The sequence below is a fragment of the Streptomyces luteogriseus genome (assembly GCF_014205055.1).
Lineage (GTDB): Bacteria > Actinomycetota > Actinomycetes > Streptomycetales > Streptomycetaceae > Streptomyces > Streptomyces luteogriseus.
This window is the reverse complement of the sequence record NZ_JACHMS010000001.1, coordinates 8,069,533-8,087,849: the sequence shown is the minus strand read 5'-3', so window position 1 is coordinate 8,087,849 and position 18,317 is coordinate 8,069,533. Positions and strand designations below refer to the sequence as shown.

Below are 18,317 nucleotides of genomic sequence, written 5' to 3'. Positions count from 1 at the left end.
CACATACGCATCAACGGTGAGGCACCCTCGAACATTCCCTGGAAGCGGCTCATACCGGGCTCTCGGGATGCTCGTGTGAGCGGGGCCCGGTGACGGCGCCCGTCGCGCGGTTCCCGGCGCGATCAGGTAACCAGGAACGGTGAACAAGGACGCGACCGACCCTTTCGTGCATGTCCGGGGCGCCAGTGAGAACAACCTGCGGAACATCGATCTCGACGTTCCGCGGGACGCGATGGTCGCCTTCACCGGCGTCTCCGGTTCGGGCAAGTCCTCGCTCGCGTTCGGCACGCTCTACGCGGAGGCCCAGCGGCGCTACTTCGAGTCCGTAGCACCGTACGCCCGAAGGCTGTTGCACCAGGTCGGCGCACCGCACGTGCAGGAAATCACCGGACTGCCACCGGCTGTGGCCCTGCAGCAGCGACGCGGGTCGCCCAGCTCGCGCTCGACGGTCGGCACCATCACCACGCTGTCCAATCTGCTGCGCATGCTGTACTCCCGCGCCGGCACCTATCCGCCCGGGGCCGCACGGCTGGAAGCCGAGTCGTTCTCACCCAACACCGCGGCCGGCGCCTGCCCGGAGTGCCACGGCCTGGGCGTCGTGCACGACGTCGCCGAGGACCTGCTCGTCCCGGACCCCTCGCTGAGCATCCGCGAGGGGGCGATCGCCGCCTGGCCGGGCGCCTGGCAGGGCGCCAACCTGCGCAGTGTCGTGAAAGGCCTGGGGATCGACATCGACCGACCGTGGCGCAGGCTCAGGAAGAAGGACCGGGACTGGCTGCTGTACACGGACGAGCAGCCCTCCGTGTACATCGAGCCGGAGGAGGAGCGCGTCGACTACGGCTACCAGGGAAAATTCTGGAGCGCCCGCAAGCACGTCATGCACGTCCTCGCCGACTCCAAGAGCGAGAAGATGCGCGAACGGGCGCTCCGGTTCGTCAGGAGTGTGCCCTGCCCCGAGTGTCACGGCAGCGGACTGCGGCCCGAGGCGCTCGCCGTGACCTTCGCCGGACGTTCCATCGCCGAGATCAACGCGATGCCGCTCACCGAGGTGGTGGCGCTGCTGCGGCCCGTCGCCGGGCGGTCCGAGGCCGACGCCACCACGTCGACCGCCCGCTCCGGGGAGACGACCGAGGTCGCGGTCCGGATCTGCGGCGATCTGGTCGCGCGGATCGACGTGCTGCTCGACCTGGGCCTCGGATATCTCAGCCTCGGGCGCCGCTCGACGACCCTGTCGCCCGGCGAGGCGCAGCGCCTGCGGATCGCCACCCAGCTGCGCTCGGGGCTGTTCGGCGTCGTCTACGTCCTCGACGAACCGTCCGCGGGCCTGCACCCGGCTGACGCGGAACCGCTGCTGGACGTGCTGGACCGCCTGAAGGCGGCGGGCAACTCGCTGTTCGTCGTGGAGCACGACATGGACGTCGTACGGCGGGCGGACTGGGTGGTCGACATCGGCCCCGGCGCGGGCGAGGGCGGCGGACGCGTGCTGTACAGCGGCCCGGTCGCCGGTCTTGAGCGGGTCGGGGAGTCGGCCACGGGCCAGTACCTGTTCGGGCGCGCCCAGCCGCTCGATCACCGCCCGCGCACACCGCACGGCTGGCTGCACCTGAGCGGCGTCTCCCGCCACAATCTGCACGATGTGTCCGTCGACGTACCGCTCTGCGTACTGACGGCGGTGACGGGCGTGTCCGGTTCCGGGAAGTCGACGCTGGTGACGCAAGTGCTTGCCGAGGTCGTCCGCGGCCACCTCGGACTCGTACCCGAGGAGCCCGACGAGGCGCAGCTGGAGGTCGACGTCCAGGACACGTCGGGGGTCGAGTCGTTCGACCGGCTGGTCCTGGTCGACCAACGGCCCATCGGCCGAACTCCCCGGTCCAACCTGGCCACGTACACGGGGCTGTTCGACGCGGTGCGCAAGCTGTACGCGGCGACGGACGAGGCCCGGGCGCGCGGCTACTCGGCCGGGCGGTTCTCCTTCAACGTGCCCGAAGGGCGGTGCGAGACCTGCCAGGGCGAGGGATTCGTCGCGGTGGAACTGCTGTTCCTGCCCGGCACCTACGCGCCGTGCCCGACCTGCCGGGGCGCCCGGTACAACGCCGAAACGCTGGAAGTCACCTACCGCGGCAAGAACATCGCGGAAGTACTGGCGCTGTCCGTCGACGCCGCCGCCGAGTTCCTGTCCGCCGTCCCGGCCGCCTCCCGCAGTCTGGAGACGTTGCGCGAGGTGGGACTAGGGTACCTGCGGCTGGGCCAGCCCGCGACGGAACTCAGCGGTGGTGAAGCGCAGCGCATCAAACTGGCCACCGAACTGCAGCGAGCCCGCCGCGGGCACGCGCTCTACCTGCTCGACGAGCCGACGGCGGGGCTGCACCCCTCGGACATCGCGCTGTTGCTGCGACAGCTGCACCGGCTCGTCGACGCCGGCAACACGGTCGTCCTCGTCGAGCACGACCTGGACACGGTCGCCACCGCCGACTGGGTCATCGACCTCGGGCCGGGCGGCGGCGACGCGGGTGGGCGGGTGGTCGCAGCGGGCCCGCCGGCCAAGGTGGCGAGGACCCGCCGCAGCGCCACCGCGCCCTATCTCGCGGCCCGGCTCGCGCGCTCCTGACGACGGCGCGAGGGACTGAGCACCTAGCGGGCGGACAGACTGGAGCGGCGCACCACCAGCTCGGGCTGGAGGACGACCCTGCGGTGCTCGTGGGCGCGCGCCGCGCCGTCCTCCTCCGTCTCCTCCAGGAGCAGGTCGGCGGCCATGGCGCCCATGGTGACGGCGGGCTGCCGCACCGAGGTGAGCGGGACGGCCGCGGCGGCCGCGAACTCGATGTCGTCGTAGCCGACGATGGCGAGGTCGTCGGGGACGCCGACGCCGGCCGCGTACATGGCCTGCAGGACACCGAGGGCGAGCAGGTCGTTGGCGCAGAACACGGCGGTGGGCCGGTCGGCGAGCCCGAGGAGGCGGGCCCCGGCGTCGCGGCCGGCGGCGACGTCCAGCCGTTCGGTGGGCAGCTCGCGCAGCGCGTCGGGACCGAGCCCGGCCTCGGCGAGCGCCTCCAGCGCGCCGGTACGGCGGTCGCGAACCTGGTTCAGTCCGGGCGGGCCGCTGACGTAGGCGAGGGAACGGTGCCCGGCGTCGACGAGGTGGCGTACCGCGAGGGCGCCGCCCGCCACGTCGTCGACGGAGACCGAGCACTCGGTGGTGCCCTCGGCGACCCGGTCGACCAGGACGAACGGGATGTTGTGCCGGCGGAACGCCTCGATGTTGCGGCCGGTGGCGTCGGCCGGGGTGAGCAGCACACCGCGCACCCGCTGCTCTGCGAAGAGCGACAGGTACTCGGCCTCCTCACCCGGGTTCTGGGCGCTGTTGCAGACCATCACGCCGAGTCCGGCCCGGCGGGCGGCGCGCTCGGCGCCGCGTGCCACGTCGACGAAGAAGGGGTTGCCCATGTCGAGGACGAGCAGCCCCATGATGCGGCTGCGGCCCGCCCGCAGTTGGCGCGCGGACTCGCTGCGGACGTAGCCGAGCCGGTCTATCGCGGACAGCACCCGGGCCCGGGTCTCGGTCGCGACCGTGTCCGGGCGGTTGATCACGTTGGAGACCGTGCCGACGGAGACTCCGGCGACGCGGGCGACGTCCTTGATACCCACCGACTGGGCCATCGGGCAGGGACCTCCAGAGGAAGACGAGGGGGGGCGGCGGCCGGGGCGGCTTCACACTACCGGCACGCCGCCCCGGGAACCGATGTGGTCAGGCGGGCAGGCGGAAGTCGATCACGTGCAGAGCCGAGGGTGTCGTGCCGCTGGACTTCTCCTGGTACATGAACGACAGCACCCCGTCCTGCGCGACCCGCGTCTCGTCGATGACGACCTCGCCGAAGGCGTTGAGGCCACTGCCGTCGAAGAGGATCCTCCAGTCGGTGTAGCCGGAGGCGGCGGAGGCCGCGGCGATCCGCCCGAACGGGAAGACCGCGTAGGCGTTGTCGTACTTGTCCAGGATCAGTTTGGTGCGCTGGCTGGAGTTCAGCGGGACCGGTATCTCGGTCTTCTGCCAGGTGCCCGAGGCGTTCTTGCGGACGTGGAAGGCACGGCCGTTGGCGGTGCGGTTCGCGACGTAGTTCGTGGTGCACTGGCCGAAGCGGCCGGGCACGTAGGAGATGATCGCGTGCGGCCGGCCCGCGGAGTCGGTGAACTGGCTCTCCTGGTTCATCAGGGAGTGGTCCGGGTTCAGCGGGTCCACGACCAGACCGGCGTCGGTCACGGACACCTTGTCGGAGCCGCCCGTCACACCCACCACGCTGCCCGCGTTGTTGCGCCAGGTGCGGCCGCGGTCGTCGGAGTAGACGTAGCCGGTGTCGTGGTTGGTGATGCCGCCGCCGTTGCACATCACGGCGCCGTTCTGCTCACGCCAGGTGAAGAACGAGTGCAGCCGGCCGTTCCGGTCGTAGTCGATGCCGTGCAGGTACATGTTGCGGGCCGTCGAGGAGCCGTGCTCGCTGGTGTACGTCCCCGTCGAGCCGGACCACTCGCCGAGATTGGTCCACTTGGTGCCGTCGTACTCGGCGAGGGCGTTGCGGCCGTTGCCGGAGACGGCGACGCGGTAGCTCAGCTGGAGCTTGCCGTCCGGAGTGGAGACGAACTGGGGGTAGGTGAACTGCGAGGTCAGCGCCAGGCCGTCGAGCGTCGACTGGGGCGCGCCGAAGCGGCTCGCGGTCCAGCTCAGCCCCGCCGGGTTGTCCATGAGCCCGGCGACGGACTTGACGTAGGTGAAGCCGTCGCTGTGGGAGTCCATGTTGAGGTGCAGCCGGCCGTCGACCTTGGAGACGCCCATGGAGATGACGTTGTGGGAGTCGTCGTAACGCAGGGTGTGCCCGACCTTCACGGTCGACCAGGTGCTCGCGCCGAGTACACGGCGGCCGACGACGGCGCCCCGGTCGGCGGTGTACCAGACGGCGTACTGGTAGCCCTTGTAGGTCAGCAGGCCGTTCTTCTGGAACGCGTTGTTGTTGACCAGACCGTCGTACGACACGAAGAAGAGGGCCTGGCCGTCGAGCGTGGTGGTGCCGGTCCGGGTGACCGACGGGCCGGGGTCGGCGGCCCGCGCGGTGCCGGAGGCGAGGGCGGGGGTCACCACTGCTCCCGCGAGGGCGGCGGCCAGCAACGTACGTCTGTGCATCTCGTGGACTCCATCGTCATGCGAGGTGGAACACTTCGGTGAGCGGTTTCATGGCCTCGTCGGGCCGGGCGCCGTCCAGCGACTCGAAGAACGGCGCCATTCCCGCCTGCCAGCGGGCGTTGACGTCGGTGGCTTCCATGGCGGCCTGGGCGGCGGCGAAGTCCTCGGTCTCGAGGTAGCCGACGAGCAGTCCGTCCTCGCGCAGGAAGAGCGAGTAGTTGTGCCAGCCGGTCTCCGAGAGTGCCTTCAGCATCTCGGGCCACACCGCGGCGTGCCGCTCGCGGTACTCGTCGAGGCGGTCCGCCCGGACCTTCAGCAGGAAGCACACGCGCTGCATCAACGACCTCCCAGGGTCTAGAAGTTGAACTGGTCGATGTTCTTCGCGTCGAACACGGTCGGCTTGCCGAGGCTGATCACGCCGTCCTTGCCGATGGTGTACTCGCCCATGGAGCCTGCCTTGAACGTCTCGCCCTCCTTGCCGGTGATCTGCCCGGAGGACAGGGCGACGGCGGTGCGGGCGGCCAGTTCGCCGAGCTTGGCCGGGTCCCACAGCTCGAACGCCTCGACGGTGCCGTTCTTGACGTACTTGCGCATGTCGTTCGGGGTGCCGAGGCCGGTCAGCTTGACCTTGCCCTTGTACTTGGAGCCCGACAGGTACTGGGCGGCGGCCTTGATGCCGACCGTGGTCGGGGAGATGATCCCCTTCAGGTTCGGGTACTCCTGGAGCAGGCCTTGGGTCTGCTGGAAGGACTGCTGGGCGTCGTCGTTGCCGTACGCGGTCTTCACCAGCTTCATGTTCTTGTACTCGGGCTTCTTCAGCTCGTCCTTCATGAAGTCGATCCAGGTGTTCTGGTTCGTCGCGGTCTGCGCCGCGGACAGGATCGCGATCTCGCCCTTGTAGTCGATCTGCTTGGCGAGCAACTGCACCTCGGTACGGCCCAGGTCCTCGGCCGAGGCCTGCGAGACGAAGGCGTTGCGGCAGTCGGGCGTGGTGTCGGAGTCGTAGGTGACGACCTTGATGTCGTTCTTCATGGCCTGCTTGAGCGCGGTGCACAGGGCGCCCGGGTCCTGCGCGGACACGGCCATCGCGTCGACCTGCTGCTGGGTGAGCGTGTTGACGTAGGAGACCTGCCCGGCGGTGTCGGTCGCGCTGGACGGCCCGACCTCCTTGTAGCTGGACCCCAACTCCTTCAGCGCCTTCTCGCCGCCCTTGTCGGCGCTGGTGAAGTACGGGTTGTTGACCTGCTTGGGCAGGAACCCGACGGTGAGGCCCTTCTTGGTGGCCGCGTTCGGATCGGCCTTGCCGGCGGTGGCGGCGGAGGCGCCCTCGTCGGCGACATCCTTCTTGGTGGTGCCGCCGCAGGCGGTGAGGGCCAGGGCGAGCGAGGTGGCGGTGGCGAGGGCCGCGCAGCTGCGGCGCAGGGTTGACTTACGCATGGCGTTGGTCCTTTACGAGGAAGGGCTGGGTTACGAGGTGGGAGTCGAGGCGGCTCTGCGGCCCGCCCTCGCCGTGGAGATCTGCCGCACGACCCGGGGACCGAGCACGGACAGAACGAGCAGGACGCCGGTGACGACGATCTGCGACTGCGCGGAAACGTCCTGGAGGCTCATCACGTTCTGCAACGCCCCCAGCAGAAACACCCCGGCGATGGCACCGCCGAGCGTGCCCTTGCCGCCGTCGAAGTCGATGCCGCCGAGCAGCACGGCGGCCACGACGGACAGTTCGAGGCCGGTGGCGTTGTCGTAGCGGGCGCTGGCGTAGTGCAGCGCCCAGAAGATGCCGGTCAGGGAGGCCATCAGTCCGGTCAGCGTGAACAGGATCAGCTTCTGCCGCCTGACCCGGATGCCGGCGAAGCGGGCCGCCTCCTCGCTCGCGCCGATCGCGAACAGCGACCGCCCGAACGGTGTGGCGTGCAGTGCGACCACGGCGATGGCGAGCAGGACGAGGAACGGCAGGAGGGCGTACGGGATGAATGTGTCGCCGATCCGCCCGGCCGCGAAGTCCAGGTACTGCGTGGGGAAGTCGGTCACCGCGTCGGAGCCGAGCACGATCTGCGCGATGCCCCGGTAGGCGGCGAGGGTGCCGATGGTCACGGCGAGGGACGGCAGCCCCAGCCTGGTCACCAGCAGCCCGTTGACCAGCCCGCACACCACACCCAGCAGCAGACAGATCGGGATGATCGTCTCGATGGTCATGCCCTGGTTCCACAGGGCGCCCATCACGGCGCCGGACAGTCCGGCCGTGGAGGCGACCGACAGGTCGATCTCGCCGGAGACGACGAGCAGGGTCATCGGCAGGGCGATCAGCGCGATCGGCAGGGTGTTGCCGATCAGGAACGACAGGTTGAGCGCGTTGCCGAACCCGTCGACGAAACCGAAGGAGAACAGCAGGACCACGACGAGGAGTGCGCCGACGACCGTGTCCCAGCGGACCGCTCGGCTCAGGGAGATGTCAGCCATGGCGGGCGTTCCTCTTCTTCAGGGCGGAGGCCACGCGCAGCGCGACGACCCGGTCGACCGCGATCGCGAGGATGAGCAGGATGCCGTTGATCGCGAGCACCCAGACGGAGCTGACGCCGAGGGCCGGCAGCACGCTGTTGATGGAGGTCAGGAGCAGGGCGCCGAGGGCCGCCCCGTAGACGCTGCCGGAGCCGCCGGTGAAGACGACGCCGCCGACCACGACCGCGCTGACGACGGTCAGTTCGTAGCCGTTGCCGGTGCCGGAGTCGACGTTGCCGAACCGGGCGAGGTACATCGCGCCGGCGAGTCCGGCGAGTGCGCCGCAGAAGGTGTACGCGACGAGGATCCGCTTGCGGACGGGGATGCCGGCAAGACGGGCGGCCTCGGGGTTGGAGCCGAGGGCGTACAGCTCGCGTCCGCCGGCGAAGTGCCTGAGGTAGTAGGCGGTGGCGATGAGGACCGCCAGCGCGATCAGTGCCAGGTACGGCACCGCGGAGATGCCGCCGGAGCCGAAGTCGACGAATCCGCCGGGCAGATCGGCCGCGGTGATCTGGCGGGAGCCGACCCAGATGGAGTCGATGCCGCGGATGATGTAGAGCGTGCCGAGGGTGACGACGAGCGCGGGCACCTGGCCGAGGCTGACGAGCAGTCCGTTCAGCAGTCCGAAGCCGATGCCGAGCAGGACCGCCAGGGCGATCGCCACGACGGGGTTTCCTCCGCCCTGGAGGTACGTGCCGGCGGCGAACGCGCTGATGCCGAGGGTGGATCCGACGGACAGGTCGACGTTGCGGGTGATGACGACGAGGGACTGGCCGGTGGCGACCAGGACCAGGATCGTCGCGTTCAGCAGCAGGTCCTTGATGCCCTGTTCGGACAGGAACTCGCTGTTGCCCGCCTGGGTGACGCCGATCATCACCAGGAAGACCAGCAGGATGGCGAGTTCGCGCATCTTGAAGACGCGGTCGACCAGCCGGGTGCCGCTCGACTTGGGCACGTCGGCCACGGGGGCTTCTTGCGGGGTGATCACCGTCATGCGGCGGCCCTCCCGGTGGCTGCGGCCATCACGGTTTCCTCGGTGGCGTCGGAGCGCGGGATCTCGGCGGTGAGCCGGCCCTCGTGCATCACCAGCACGCGGTCGGCCATGCCGAGGATCTCGGGCAGGTCGGAGGAGATCATCAGGACGGCCACGCCGTCGGCGGCGAGCTGCGACAGCAGCCGGTGCACCTCGGCCTTGGTGCCGACGTCGATGCCGCGGGTCGGCTCGTCGACGATCAGCACCTTCGGGCCGGTGGCCAGCCACTTGGCGAGTACGACCTTCTGCTGGTTGCCCCCGGAGAGCGTGTTGACCGTGTCGGCGATCCGGGCGTACTTCACCTGGAGCTTGACGGCCCAGTCGAGGGAGCGGCTGCGCTCGGCGCCGCGGTCCATCAGCCCGGCCTTCACGGTCGTACGCAGCCCGGTGAGCCCGATGTTCCGCTCGATGGACATGTCCATCACCAGGCCCTGGGCGCGCCGGTCCTCCGGGACCAGGGCGACTCCGGCGGCCATGGCGGCGGAGGGCGCGCCGTTGACCAGGGACGTGCCGTGGACCGAGACCTCTCCGGCGTCCCGGCGGTCGATGCCGAACACCGCCCGGGCGACCTCGGTGCGCCCGGCGCCGACGAGCCCGGCCAGGCCGACGATCTCGCCGTGCCGGACCTCGAAGGAGACGTCGGTGAAGACCCCCTCGCGGGTCAGCCGGCGCACGCTCAGGGCGACTTCGCCCGGCGTCACCTCCTGCTTGGGGTAGAGCTCGTCGAGGTCGCGGCCGACCATGCGGCGCACCAGGTCGTCCTCGGTCATGCCCTCCAGGGGCTCGCTGGCGATCCAGGCGCCGTCGCGCAGGGTGGTGACCCGGCGGCAGATCTCGAAGATCTCTTCCAGCCGGTGGGAGATGAACAGCACCGCCGCACCCTGGTCGCGCAGGGTGCGCACGACGCCGAAGAGGCGGGCGACCTCGCTGCCGGTGAGGGCGGCGGTCGGCTCGTCCATGATCAGGACGCGGGCGTCGAAGGAGAGCGCCTTGGCGATCTCGACGATCTGCTGGTCGGCGATGGACAGACCGCGGGCTGGCCGGTCGGGGTCGAGTTCGACCCCGAGGCGCTCCATCAGGGCGGCGGTCGCGTTGTGGGTGGCCTTGTGGTCGATCCGGCCGAGGGCGCGGCGCGGCTGGCGGCCCATGTAGATGTTCTCGGCGATCGACAGGTCGGGGAAGAGCGTGGGCTCCTGGTAGATCACGGCGATGCCGGCGTCGCGGGCGTCGCCGGGTCCGTGGAAGGCGACGGGCGCACCGTCGAGCAGCACCTGGCCGGCGTCCGGGCGGTGCACTCCGGCGAGCGTCTTGATGAGCGTGGACTTGCCGGCGCCGTTCTCACCGGCGAGTGCGTGCACCTCCCCGGGGAACAGCTCCAGGGAGACGTCCCGCAGTGCACGGACCGCGCCGAAGGACTTGGAGACGTCCCTCAGCGCGAGAACCGGGGCCGGACCCGTGGTGGACGGGTGGGTCATGAGGGCTCCTCGACGACGCCGGCGGGTCGGCCCTCTCGGCGTCGTGAAAGGTTTCAACTGGGTTGCCGGGACGTTAGGCGGGCCGCGCATGTCACGTCAATGGGTTCCGGTCGAAAAAGTTTCGGGGACACAAGGTCACGCATGGGTCACAGGAAACCGTCTCGGCCGGAGGGGTTGACACCCCTTCGGGAGGCCCATAACTTCGCGTCCTGAATCGTTTCATTCGTTGGTCGTCACGACCCGATGTCACTGGAGCCTGACGTGACCGAGCTCGCCGCGGCGAAGGCCGCTCTCAAGACACAGGCCGTCGAGACGCCGTCGTGGGCCTACGGGAACTCGGGCACGCGGTTCAAGGTGTTCGCGCAGCAGGGTGTGCCACGCACCCCGTTCGAGAAGCTGGACGACGCGGCGAAGGTGCACGAGTTCACCGGTGTCGCCCCGACGGTGGCCCTGCACATTCCGTGGGACAAGGTCGACGACTACGCGGCGCTGGCGAAGCACGCCGAGCAGCGGGGCGTGAAGCTCGGGGCGATCAACTCCAACACCTTCCAGGACGACGACTACAAGCTCGGGAGCATCTGTCACCCTGAGGCCTCCGTGCGGCGCAAGGCCGTGGATCACCTGCTGGAGTGCGTCGACATCATGGACGCGACGGGCTCGACGGATCTGAAGCTGTGGTTCGCCGACGGGACGAACTATCCCGGGCAGGACGACATCCGGGGGCGGCAGGACCGGCTCGCCGAAGGGCTCGCCGAGGTCTACGAGCGGCTCGGGGACGGGCAGCGGATGCTGCTGGAGTACAAGTTCTTCGAGCCGGCGTTCTACACGACGGATGTGCCGGACTGGGGTACCGCTTACGCCCACTGCCTCAAGCTCGGGCCCAAGGCGCAGGTCGTCGTCGACACGGGGCATCACGCGCCGGGGACGAACATCGAGTTCATCGTGGCGACGCTGCTGCGCGAGGAGAAGCTCGGGGGGTTCGACTTCAACTCGCGGTTCTACGCGGACGACGACCTCATGGTCGGGGCGGCGGACCCGTTCCAGCTGTTCCGGATCATGTACGAGGTGATCCGGGGTGGGGGGTTCTCGCCCGAGGTCGCCTTCATGCTCGACCAGTGTCACAACATCGAGGCGAAGATCCCGGCGATCATCCGGTCGGTGATGAACGTGCAGGAGGCCACGGCGAAGGCGCTGCTGGTCGACGGTGACGTCTTGGCCGCGGCACAGCGGGCGGGCGACGTGCTGGAGGCGAACGCCGTGGTGATGGATGCGTACAACACGGATGTACGGCCTCTGCTGCGGGAGGTTCGGGAGGAGATGGGGTTGGACCCCGACCCCATCGCAGCGTATCGGGGGTCGGGATGGGCTGAGCGGATCGTCGCTGAGCGCGTGGGTGGGCAGCAGGCCGGTTGGGGAGCGTGAGCGTCTGCCGGGTTCTGTCCGATTCGGGCTGCGGGCCGCATGTGGCTGGTCGCGCAGTTCCCCGCGCCCCTGAGATACACACCCTCCGTTGCAAAGGAACTGTTCATGGCCGTTCATCCCGAAGCTGACGCCCTCCTCGCCCGGTCGCACCGGCTCGGGGCCGACCCGCGGAACACGAACTACGCGGGGGGCAACGCCTCCGCCAAAGGCACCGAGACCGACCCCGTCACCGGCGGTGACGTCGAGCTGATGTGGGTCAAGGGGTCCGGCGGGGATCTCGGGACGCTGACGGAGGCCGGGCTCGCCGTGCTACGGCTGGACCGGATGCGGGCGCTCGTGGACGTGTACCCGGGTGTCGAGCGCGAGGACGAGATGGTCGCCGCGTTCGACTACTGCCTGCACGGCAAGGGCGGGGCCGCTCCGTCCATCGACACCGCCATGCACGGGCTGGTGGAGGCCGCGCATGTCGATCATCTGCACCCGGACTCGGGGATCGCGCTCGCGTGTGCCGCCGACGGGGAGAAGCTGACCGCCGAGTGCTTCGGGGACAGCGTGGTGTGGGTGCCGTGGCGGCGGCCCGGTTTCCAGCTGGGGCTGGACATCGCCGCCGTGAAGGAAGCCAATCCGCAGGCCATCGGGTGCATCCTCGGCGGGCACGGGATCACCGCCTGGGGTGACACCTCCGAGGAGTGCGAGCGGAACTCGCTGCACATCATCCGGACCGCCGAGACGTTCCTGGCCGAGCGGGGCAAGCCCGAGCCCTTCGGACCGGTGATCGAGGGGTACGCCGCGCTCGCCTCCGGAGAGCGGCGGGAGCGGGCCGCCGCGCTCGCCCCGTACGTGCGGGCCATCGCCTCGCAGGACCGGCCCCAGGTGGGGCACTTCGACGACTCCGAGGTCGTGCTCGACTTCCTCGCGAGCGCGGAGCACCCGCGCCTCGCCGCGCTCGGGACGTCCTGCCCGGACCACTTCCTGCGGACCAAGGTGCGGCCGCTGGTGCTGGACCTGCCGCCGAGCGCGCCGCTCGACGAGGCGATCGCCCGGCTGAAGGAGCTGCACGCCGGGTACCGCGAGGAGTACGCCGCCTACTACGAGCGGCACGCCGAGCCCGGCTCCCCCGCCATGCGCGGCGCCGACCCGGCGATCGTGCTGGTGCCGGGCGTGGGCATGTTCTCCTTCGGCAAGGACAAGCAGACCGCCCGGGTCGCCGGCGAGTTCTACGTGAACGCCATCAACGTCATGCGCGGGGCCGAGGCCGTGTCCGCGTACGCGCCGATCGAGGAGTCCGAGAAGTTCCGGATCGAGTACTGGGCGCTGGAGGAGGCCAAGCTCCGGCGGATGCCGAAGCCCAAGGCGCTGGCGACCCGGGTGGCGCTGGTGACGGGGGCCGGCAGCGGCATCGGGAAGGCCATCGCGCACCGGCTCGTGGCCGAGGGCGCCTGTGTGGTCGTCGCCGATCTCGACGCGAAGAACGCCGAAGCCGTCGCCGAGGAGCTGGGCGGACCCGACAAGGCCGTCGCCGTGACGGTGGACGTCACCTCCGAGGAGCAGATCGCCGAGGCGTTCCGGGCGGCCGTGCTGGCCTTCGGCGGAGTCGACCTCGTCGTCAACAACGCGGGCATCTCGATCTCCAAGCCGCTGCTGGAGACCTCCGCCAAGGACTGGGACCTCCAGCACGACATCATGGCGCGCGGCTCGTTCCTCGTGTCACGGGAAGCGGCCCGGGTGATGACCGCCCAGGAGCTGGGCGGCGACATCGTCTACATCGCCTCGAAGAACGCCGTGTTCGCCGGTCCCAACAACATCGCCTATTCCGCCACCAAGGCCGACCAGGCCCACCAGGTGCGGCTGCTCGCCGCCGAGCTGGGCGAGCACGGCATCCGGGTCAACGGGATCAACCCGGACGGTGTGGTGCGCGGCTCGGGCATCTTCGCGGGCGGGTGGGGGGCCAAGCGGGCCGCCGTGTACGGGGTGGAGGAGGAGAAGCTGGGCGAGTTCTACGCCCAGCGGACCATCCTCAAGCGCGAGGTGCTGCCCGAGCACGTGGCCAACGCCGTGTTCGCGCTGACCGGCGGCGACCTCACCCACACGACCGGTCTGCACATCCCGGTCGACGCCGGCGTCGCGGCCGCCTTCCTGCGATGAGCGCGACCGTGAAGTCCTACGCCGCGGTCGACCTCGGCGCGTCCAGCGGGCGCGTCATGGTCGGCCGCGTCGGCCCGGACAGCCTGGAGCTCGCCGAGGCGCACCGCTTCCCCAACCGGCCCGTCCGGGTGCCCGAGGGGCTGCGGTGGGATGTGCTCGGGCTGTACGCCGGGGTGCTGGACGGCCTGAAGGCGGCAGGTGCCCACTGCGGTGGACGACTCGACTCCGTCGGCATCGACAGCTGGGCCGTCGACTACGGACTGCTGGACGAGGACGGGGCGCTGCTCGGCAACCCCGTGCACTACCGGGACTCCCGGACGGAGGGTGTCGCGGACAAGGTGTGGGCGACGGTGCCCGCGGCGGAGCTGTACGCCGCGACCGGGTTGCAGTACGCGCCCTTCAACACCCTGTACCAGCTGACCGCCGCGCGATCGACGGCCCAGCTCGCCCGGGCCCGGCGGCTGTTGCTGATGCCGGACCTGCTGACGTACTGGCTGACCGGCGAGCAGGGCACCGAGCTGACCAACGCGTCCACGACCCAGCTGATCGATCCCCGGACGCGCGACTGGGCGTACGGCCTCGCGTCCCGGCTCGGCATCGACCTGAACCTGTTCGCACCGCTGCGGCGGCCCGGCGATCCGTCAGGGCTGCTGCGCGCCGGGGTGCTGGAGGAGACCGGGCTCGCCGGTCCGGTGCCGGTGACGGCCGTGGGGTCGCACGACACCGCCTCGGCGGTCGCGGCCGTACCGGCGTCGGGCGAGCGCTTCGCCTACATCTGCACGGGCACCTGGTCGCTGGCCGGTCTGGAGCTGGACGCGCCGGTGCTGACCGAGGAGAGCCGGGCGGCCAACTTCACCAACGAGCTGGGACTGGACGGCACGGTCCGCTATCTGCGGAACATCATGGGGCTGTGGCTGCTCCAGGAGTGCGTGCGGGCCTGGGGCGACCCGGATCTGGGCGCGCTGCTGCTGGAGGCGTCCAGGGCCCCGGCGCTGCGCTCGGTCGTGGACGCGGGTGACGCGGCGTTCCTGGCGCCGGGCCGGATGCCCGAGCGGATCGCCGAGGCGTGCCGGCTCTCGGGGCAGCCGGTGCCCGAGTCGCCGGCCGAGGTGACGCGCTGCATCCTCGACTCCCTGGCCCTCGCGCACCGCACGGCGGTCCAGGACGCCCAGCGGCTCGCCGGGCACGCGGTCGACGTCGTCCATGTGGTCGGCGGCGGCACCCGCAACGCGCTGCTGTGCCAGCTGACCGCCGACGCCTGCGGGCTGCCGGTGGTGGCCGGGCCGACCGAGGCCGCCGCGCTGGGCAATGTCCTCGTGCAGGCGCGGGCGCACGGGCTGGCCGGTGACCTGGCCGGAATGCGGCGCCTGCTCGTGAACACGCAGCCGCTCACGCGGTACGAACCCCGGGGCGGGACCGAGCGATGGCACTCCGCGCAGGCCCGGCTCGCCGGGCACTGACGGGGTCTCCCCCGCCTCTCGTCCCGGGACTACGCTTCACTCATCCGATGATCGACCACAAGGAGCCGCGATGCGTGTCGCCCTGTTCCTGACCTGCGTCAACGACACGCTGTATCCGGACACCGGGCGCGCCGTGGTGAAACTGCTGACCAGGCTGGGTGTCGACGTCGACTTCCCGAGCGGGCAGACCTGCTGCGGGCAGGCCCACTACAACACCGGCTACCGCCACGAGGCCGAGCCGCTCGCCCGGCATTTCTCCGATGTCTTCGGCGCGTACGAGGCGATCGTGACGCCGTCCGGGTCGTGCGGGGCGATGGTGCGGGAGCTGTATCCGCGGATGGGCGAGCGGGCCCGGGCCGAGGGACGCGGGGACACCCTCGCGGCCACCCTGGCCCCCGTGGTGCCCAAGACGTACGAGCTGACCGAGTTCCTGGTCGACGTGCTGGGTGTGACGGACGTCGGGGCGTACTACCCGCACAAGGTGACCTACCACCCGACCTGCCACGGGCTGCGCGGACTCGGACTCGGCGAGCGGCCGCGGCGGCTGCTCCAGGCGGTGAAGGGCCTGGAACTCGCCGAACTGCCGGGGGCCGACGAGTGCTGCGGGTTCGGCGGCACCTTCGCGCTGAAGAACCCCGACGTCTCGGCGGCCATGGGCGCGGACAAGGTGCGCAACGCCGAGTCGACGGGTGCCGAGGTGCTGTGCGCGGCCGACAACTCCTGTCTGATGCACATCGGCGGGACGATGGCCCGGCTGCGGACCGGCATGCGGCCGGTGCACATCGCGGAGATCCTGGCGAGCACGGAGGAGGAACCGGCCGTATGAGCGGGACGTATCTCGGTATGCCGGCGTTCCCGGAGGCCGCGCGCGAGGCCGTGGGGAACGCGACCCTGCGCGGCAATCTGCGGCACGCCACGCACACCATCCGCGCCAAGCGGGCGAAGGCGGTGTCGGAGGTGTCCGACTGGGCCGAGCTGCGCGAGGCGGGCAAGCGCATCAAGGACCACACGCTGCGCCATCTCGACCGCTACCTCGTGCAGTTGGAGGAGTCGGTCACGGCCGCGGGCGGCGTCGTGCACTGGGCCGCCGACGCGGACGAGGCCAACGAGATCGTCACGCGGCTCGTGAAGATGACCGGCGAGCCGGAGGCCGTCAAGGTCAAGTCGATGGCCACGCAGGAGATCGGGCTCAACGAGGCGCTGGAGGCCGAGGGCATCCGGGCCTACGAGACCGATCTCGCCGAGCTGATCGTGCAGTTGGGCAAGGACCGGCCCTCGCACATCCTCGTCCCCGCCATCCACCGCAACCGGGGCGAGATCCGGGACATCTTCACGCGCGAGATGAGCGAGTGGGGTCGCCCCGCTCCCGAGGGCCTGACCGACACACCGGCCGAACTCGCCGAGACGGCCCGCCTGCACCTGCGGGAGAAGTTCCTGCGGGCCAGGGTCGGCATCTCCGGCGCCAACTTCATGGTCGCCGAGACGGGCACGCTCGTGGTGGTCGAGTCCGAGGGCAACGGCCGGATGTGCCTGACCCTGCCCGAGACGCTGATCTCGGTCGTCGGCATCGAGAAGATCGTGCCGACGTGGCAGGACCTGGAGGTGTTCCTGCAGACCCTCCCCCGCTCCTCCACGGCCGAGCGCATGAACCCCTACACCTCGACGTGGACCGGCACCACGGACGAGGACGGTCCGCAGAACTTCCACCTGGTGCTGCTGGACAACGGCCGCACCGACACCCTCGCCGACGAGGTCGGCCGGCAGGCCCTGCGCTGCATCCGCTGCTCGGCGTGCCTCAACGTGTGCCCGGTCTACGAGCGGGCGGGCGGCCACGCCTACGGGTCGGTGTACCCGGGGCCGATCGGCGCCATCCTCAGCCCTCAACTGCGGGGCACGGGCAGCGAGATCGACGCCTCGCTGCCGTACGCGTCGTCGCTGTGCGGGGCGTGCTACGAGGTCTGCCCGGTCGCCATCGACATCCCCGAGGTGCTGGTGCACCTGCGGGAGCGGGTCGTTCAGGGCGGCGAGGTCACGCGGGCCGGCAACAAGGTGGTGCTGCGGCCCGCCAAGGGGCATGCCGCCGAGCGGGCGGCGATGCGCGCGGCACGCTGGGCGTTCCTGCACCCGGGCGCGCTGCGCACGGGCCAGCGCGCCGCCTCCCGGACGCGTCGCTTCCATCCCCGGACGCTGCCCGGTCCCGGCCGGGCCTGGAGCGGGACCCGGGAGCTGCCGCCGGTGCCCGCGGAGCCGTTCCGGGACTGGTGGCAGCGGACGCGTGGTGGGAAGGACGGGGACAGGTGAACAGCAGGGAACGGATTCTGGGGCGGGTGCGGCGCGCGCTCGCGGACGTGCCGGCCGACGAGACACCCCTCTCGCGGGACTACCTCCGTGAGCACGGGCGGCGGAGCGCCGCGCAGACGGTGGACCTGCTCGCGGAGAACCTGGCGGACTACCGGGCGCTCGTGCACCGTTGCACGGACGGCGAGCTGGCGGATCTGATCATGCGGCTGCTGGCCGAGCGAGGCTCGCGGACCGTGCTGGTCCCGCCCGGACTGCCGCCGTACTGGCTCAAGGCGTCCGACGTGACGCAGGTGCACGACCGAGCCGCGAGTACCGCGCACGAGCTGGACCGGGTCGACAGCGTGGTCACCGGTTGCGCGGTCGCCATCGCCGAGACCGGCACCCTGGTGCTGGACGGCTCGCCCGACCAGGGCCGCCGCCGGATCACGCTCGTCCCGGACCACCACATCTGTGTCGTACGGGTTCCGGGCCAGGTCGTGTCGTCCGTGCCGCAGGGGCTCGAGCGCCTCGATCCGGCGCGCCCGTTGACGTGGATCTCCGGGCCGTCGGCGACCAGTGACATCGAGCTGGACCGGGTCGAGGGGGTGCACGGTCCGCGCACGCTGGAGGTGATCCTGGTCGGCGAGGACTGATCCAGGGGATCAGGGCAGGATCGAGTCGACGTAGCCGCCGTCGACCCGCAGGGCGCCGCCCGTGGTGGCCGAGGCCTGGTCGGAGGCGAGGTAGACGACCATGTGGGCGATCTCGCGTGGTGGGCGTGGAGGGCCTGGTGCTCACGGTCGCCGGCGTCTTCTTCGGCATCGCCCCGGCGC

The 18,317-nt window shown here is 70.7% G+C and carries 14 protein-coding genes and 1 pseudogene; 7 read left to right on the top strand and 8 right to left on the bottom strand.

The annotated features are described in order from the left end of the window. Positions 1–139 precede the first annotated feature (139 nt). Complete coding sequence (gene uvrA, locus BJ965_RS35920; RefSeq protein WP_184915239.1) at positions 140–2,608, top strand: excinuclease ABC subunit UvrA; 2,469 nt, start codon at positions 140–142, stop codon at positions 2,606–2,608. 23 nt (positions 2,609–2,631) lie between these two features. On the opposite strand, the gene BJ965_RS35915 is transcribed toward uvrA, so the two are convergent. From BJ965_RS35915 to BJ965_RS35885, 7 genes are all read right to left on the bottom strand, one after another. Continuing rightward, positions 2,632–3,657, bottom strand: coding sequence for a LacI family DNA-binding transcriptional regulator (locus BJ965_RS35915; protein ID WP_030845243.1), 1,026 nt, complete (start codon positions 3,655–3,657; stop codon positions 2,632–2,634). 88 nt (positions 3,658–3,745) lie between these two features. Next, complete coding sequence (locus tag BJ965_RS35910) at positions 3,746–5,170, bottom strand: BNR repeat-containing protein (RefSeq protein WP_184915236.1); 1,425 nt, start codon at positions 5,168–5,170, stop codon at positions 3,746–3,748. Positions 5,171–5,186: 16 nt separating this feature from the next. Beyond that, positions 5,187–5,507 carry an L-rhamnose mutarotase gene (locus tag BJ965_RS35905; protein WP_184915233.1) on the bottom strand — a complete coding sequence of 107 codons (321 nt, stop codon included), beginning with the start codon at positions 5,505–5,507 and terminating at the stop codon, positions 5,187–5,189. Positions 5,508–5,524: 17 nt separating this feature from the next. Further along, a complete protein-coding gene (gene rhaS, locus BJ965_RS35900) occupies positions 5,525–6,607 on the bottom strand; it encodes a rhamnose ABC transporter substrate-binding protein (RefSeq protein WP_102908958.1) in 1,083 nt (360 codons plus the stop codon). A gap of 30 nt (positions 6,608–6,637) precedes the next feature. Next, complete coding sequence (locus BJ965_RS35895) at positions 6,638–7,630, bottom strand: ABC transporter permease (protein ID WP_184915230.1); 993 nt, start codon at positions 7,628–7,630, stop codon at positions 6,638–6,640. Then, positions 7,623–8,663, bottom strand: a complete 1,041-nt coding sequence (locus BJ965_RS35890) for an ABC transporter permease (protein WP_184915227.1) — start codon at positions 8,661–8,663, stop codon at positions 7,623–7,625. The genes BJ965_RS35895 and BJ965_RS35890 overlap by 8 nt, the downstream gene beginning before the upstream one ends. After that, a complete protein-coding gene (locus BJ965_RS35885) occupies positions 8,660–10,177 on the bottom strand; it encodes a sugar ABC transporter ATP-binding protein (protein ID WP_184915224.1) in 1,518 nt (505 codons plus the stop codon). Before BJ965_RS35885 ends, BJ965_RS35890 begins: the two co-directional genes overlap by 4 nt. 261 nt (positions 10,178–10,438) lie before the next feature. Between BJ965_RS35885 and rhaI the strand changes: the two genes are divergently transcribed. The 6 genes from rhaI (at position 10,439) to BJ965_RS35855 (ending at position 18,137) form a co-directional block, all read left to right on the top strand. Next, positions 10,439–11,599 carry an L-rhamnose isomerase gene (gene rhaI, locus BJ965_RS35880; protein ID WP_184915221.1) on the top strand — a complete coding sequence of 387 codons (1,161 nt, stop codon included), beginning with the start codon at positions 10,439–10,441 and terminating at the stop codon, positions 11,597–11,599. 105 nt (positions 11,600–11,704) lie between these two features. After that, on the top strand, positions 11,705–13,744 hold the full coding sequence (locus BJ965_RS35875; RefSeq protein ID WP_184915216.1) for a bifunctional aldolase/short-chain dehydrogenase: 2,040 nt from the start codon (positions 11,705–11,707) through the stop codon (positions 13,742–13,744). Continuing rightward, a complete protein-coding gene (locus BJ965_RS35870; protein WP_184915213.1) occupies positions 13,741–15,204 on the top strand; it encodes a rhamnulokinase in 1,464 nt (487 codons plus the stop codon). The genes BJ965_RS35875 and BJ965_RS35870 overlap by 4 nt, the downstream gene beginning before the upstream one ends. A gap of 70 nt (positions 15,205–15,274) precedes the next feature. Beyond that, positions 15,275–16,030 carry a (Fe-S)-binding protein gene (locus BJ965_RS35865; RefSeq protein ID WP_031105191.1) on the top strand — a complete coding sequence of 252 codons (756 nt, stop codon included), beginning with the start codon at positions 15,275–15,277 and terminating at the stop codon, positions 16,028–16,030. Beyond that, positions 16,027–17,505: a LutB/LldF family L-lactate oxidation iron-sulfur protein gene (locus BJ965_RS35860; RefSeq protein WP_184915210.1), complete on the top strand. Its 1,479-nt coding sequence runs from the start codon at positions 16,027–16,029 to the stop codon at positions 17,503–17,505. Before BJ965_RS35865 ends, BJ965_RS35860 begins: the two co-directional genes overlap by 4 nt. Then, on the top strand, positions 17,502–18,137 hold the full coding sequence (locus BJ965_RS35855; RefSeq protein ID WP_184915207.1) for a LutC/YkgG family protein: 636 nt from the start codon (positions 17,502–17,504) through the stop codon (positions 18,135–18,137). Before BJ965_RS35860 ends, BJ965_RS35855 begins: the two co-directional genes overlap by 4 nt. A gap of 9 nt (positions 18,138–18,146) precedes the next feature. On the opposite strand, the pseudogene BJ965_RS35850 reads toward BJ965_RS35855, so the two are convergent. Then, positions 18,147–18,257: pseudogene (locus BJ965_RS35850) on the bottom strand (SDR family oxidoreductase); the annotation flags it as partial. Between the last annotated feature and the right edge of the window lie 60 nt (positions 18,258–18,317).

Excerpts from the sequence above, each read along its gene's own strand:
- BJ965_RS35915 (WP_030845243.1), bottom strand. The coding sequence starts at position 3,657 with ATGGCCCAGTCGGTGGGTATCAAGGACGTCGCCCGCGTCGCCGGAGTC.
- BJ965_RS35910 (WP_184915236.1), bottom strand. The coding sequence starts at position 5,170 with ATGCACAGACGTACGTTGCTGGCCGCCGCCCTCGCGGGAGCAGTGGTG.
- BJ965_RS35905 (WP_184915233.1), bottom strand. The coding sequence starts at position 5,507 with ATGCAGCGCGTGTGCTTCCTGCTGAAGGTCCGGGCGGACCGCCTCGAC.
- rhaS (WP_102908958.1), bottom strand. The coding sequence starts at position 6,607 with ATGCGTAAGTCAACCCTGCGCCGCAGCTGCGCGGCCCTCGCCACCGCC.
- BJ965_RS35895 (WP_184915230.1), bottom strand. The coding sequence starts at position 7,630 with ATGGCTGACATCTCCCTGAGCCGAGCGGTCCGCTGGGACACGGTCGTC.
- BJ965_RS35890 (WP_184915227.1), bottom strand. The coding sequence starts at position 8,663 with ATGACGGTGATCACCCCGCAAGAAGCCCCCGTGGCCGACGTGCCCAAG.
- BJ965_RS35885 (WP_184915224.1), bottom strand. The coding sequence starts at position 10,177 with ATGACCCACCCGTCCACCACGGGTCCGGCCCCGGTTCTCGCGCTGAGG.
- BJ965_RS35875 (WP_184915216.1), top strand. The coding sequence starts at position 11,705 with ATGGCCGTTCATCCCGAAGCTGACGCCCTCCTCGCCCGGTCGCACCGG.
- BJ965_RS35870 (WP_184915213.1), top strand. The coding sequence starts at position 13,741 with ATGAGCGCGACCGTGAAGTCCTACGCCGCGGTCGACCTCGGCGCGTCC.
- BJ965_RS35865 (WP_031105191.1), top strand. The coding sequence starts at position 15,275 with ATGCGTGTCGCCCTGTTCCTGACCTGCGTCAACGACACGCTGTATCCG.
- BJ965_RS35860 (WP_184915210.1), top strand. The coding sequence starts at position 16,027 with ATGAGCGGGACGTATCTCGGTATGCCGGCGTTCCCGGAGGCCGCGCGC.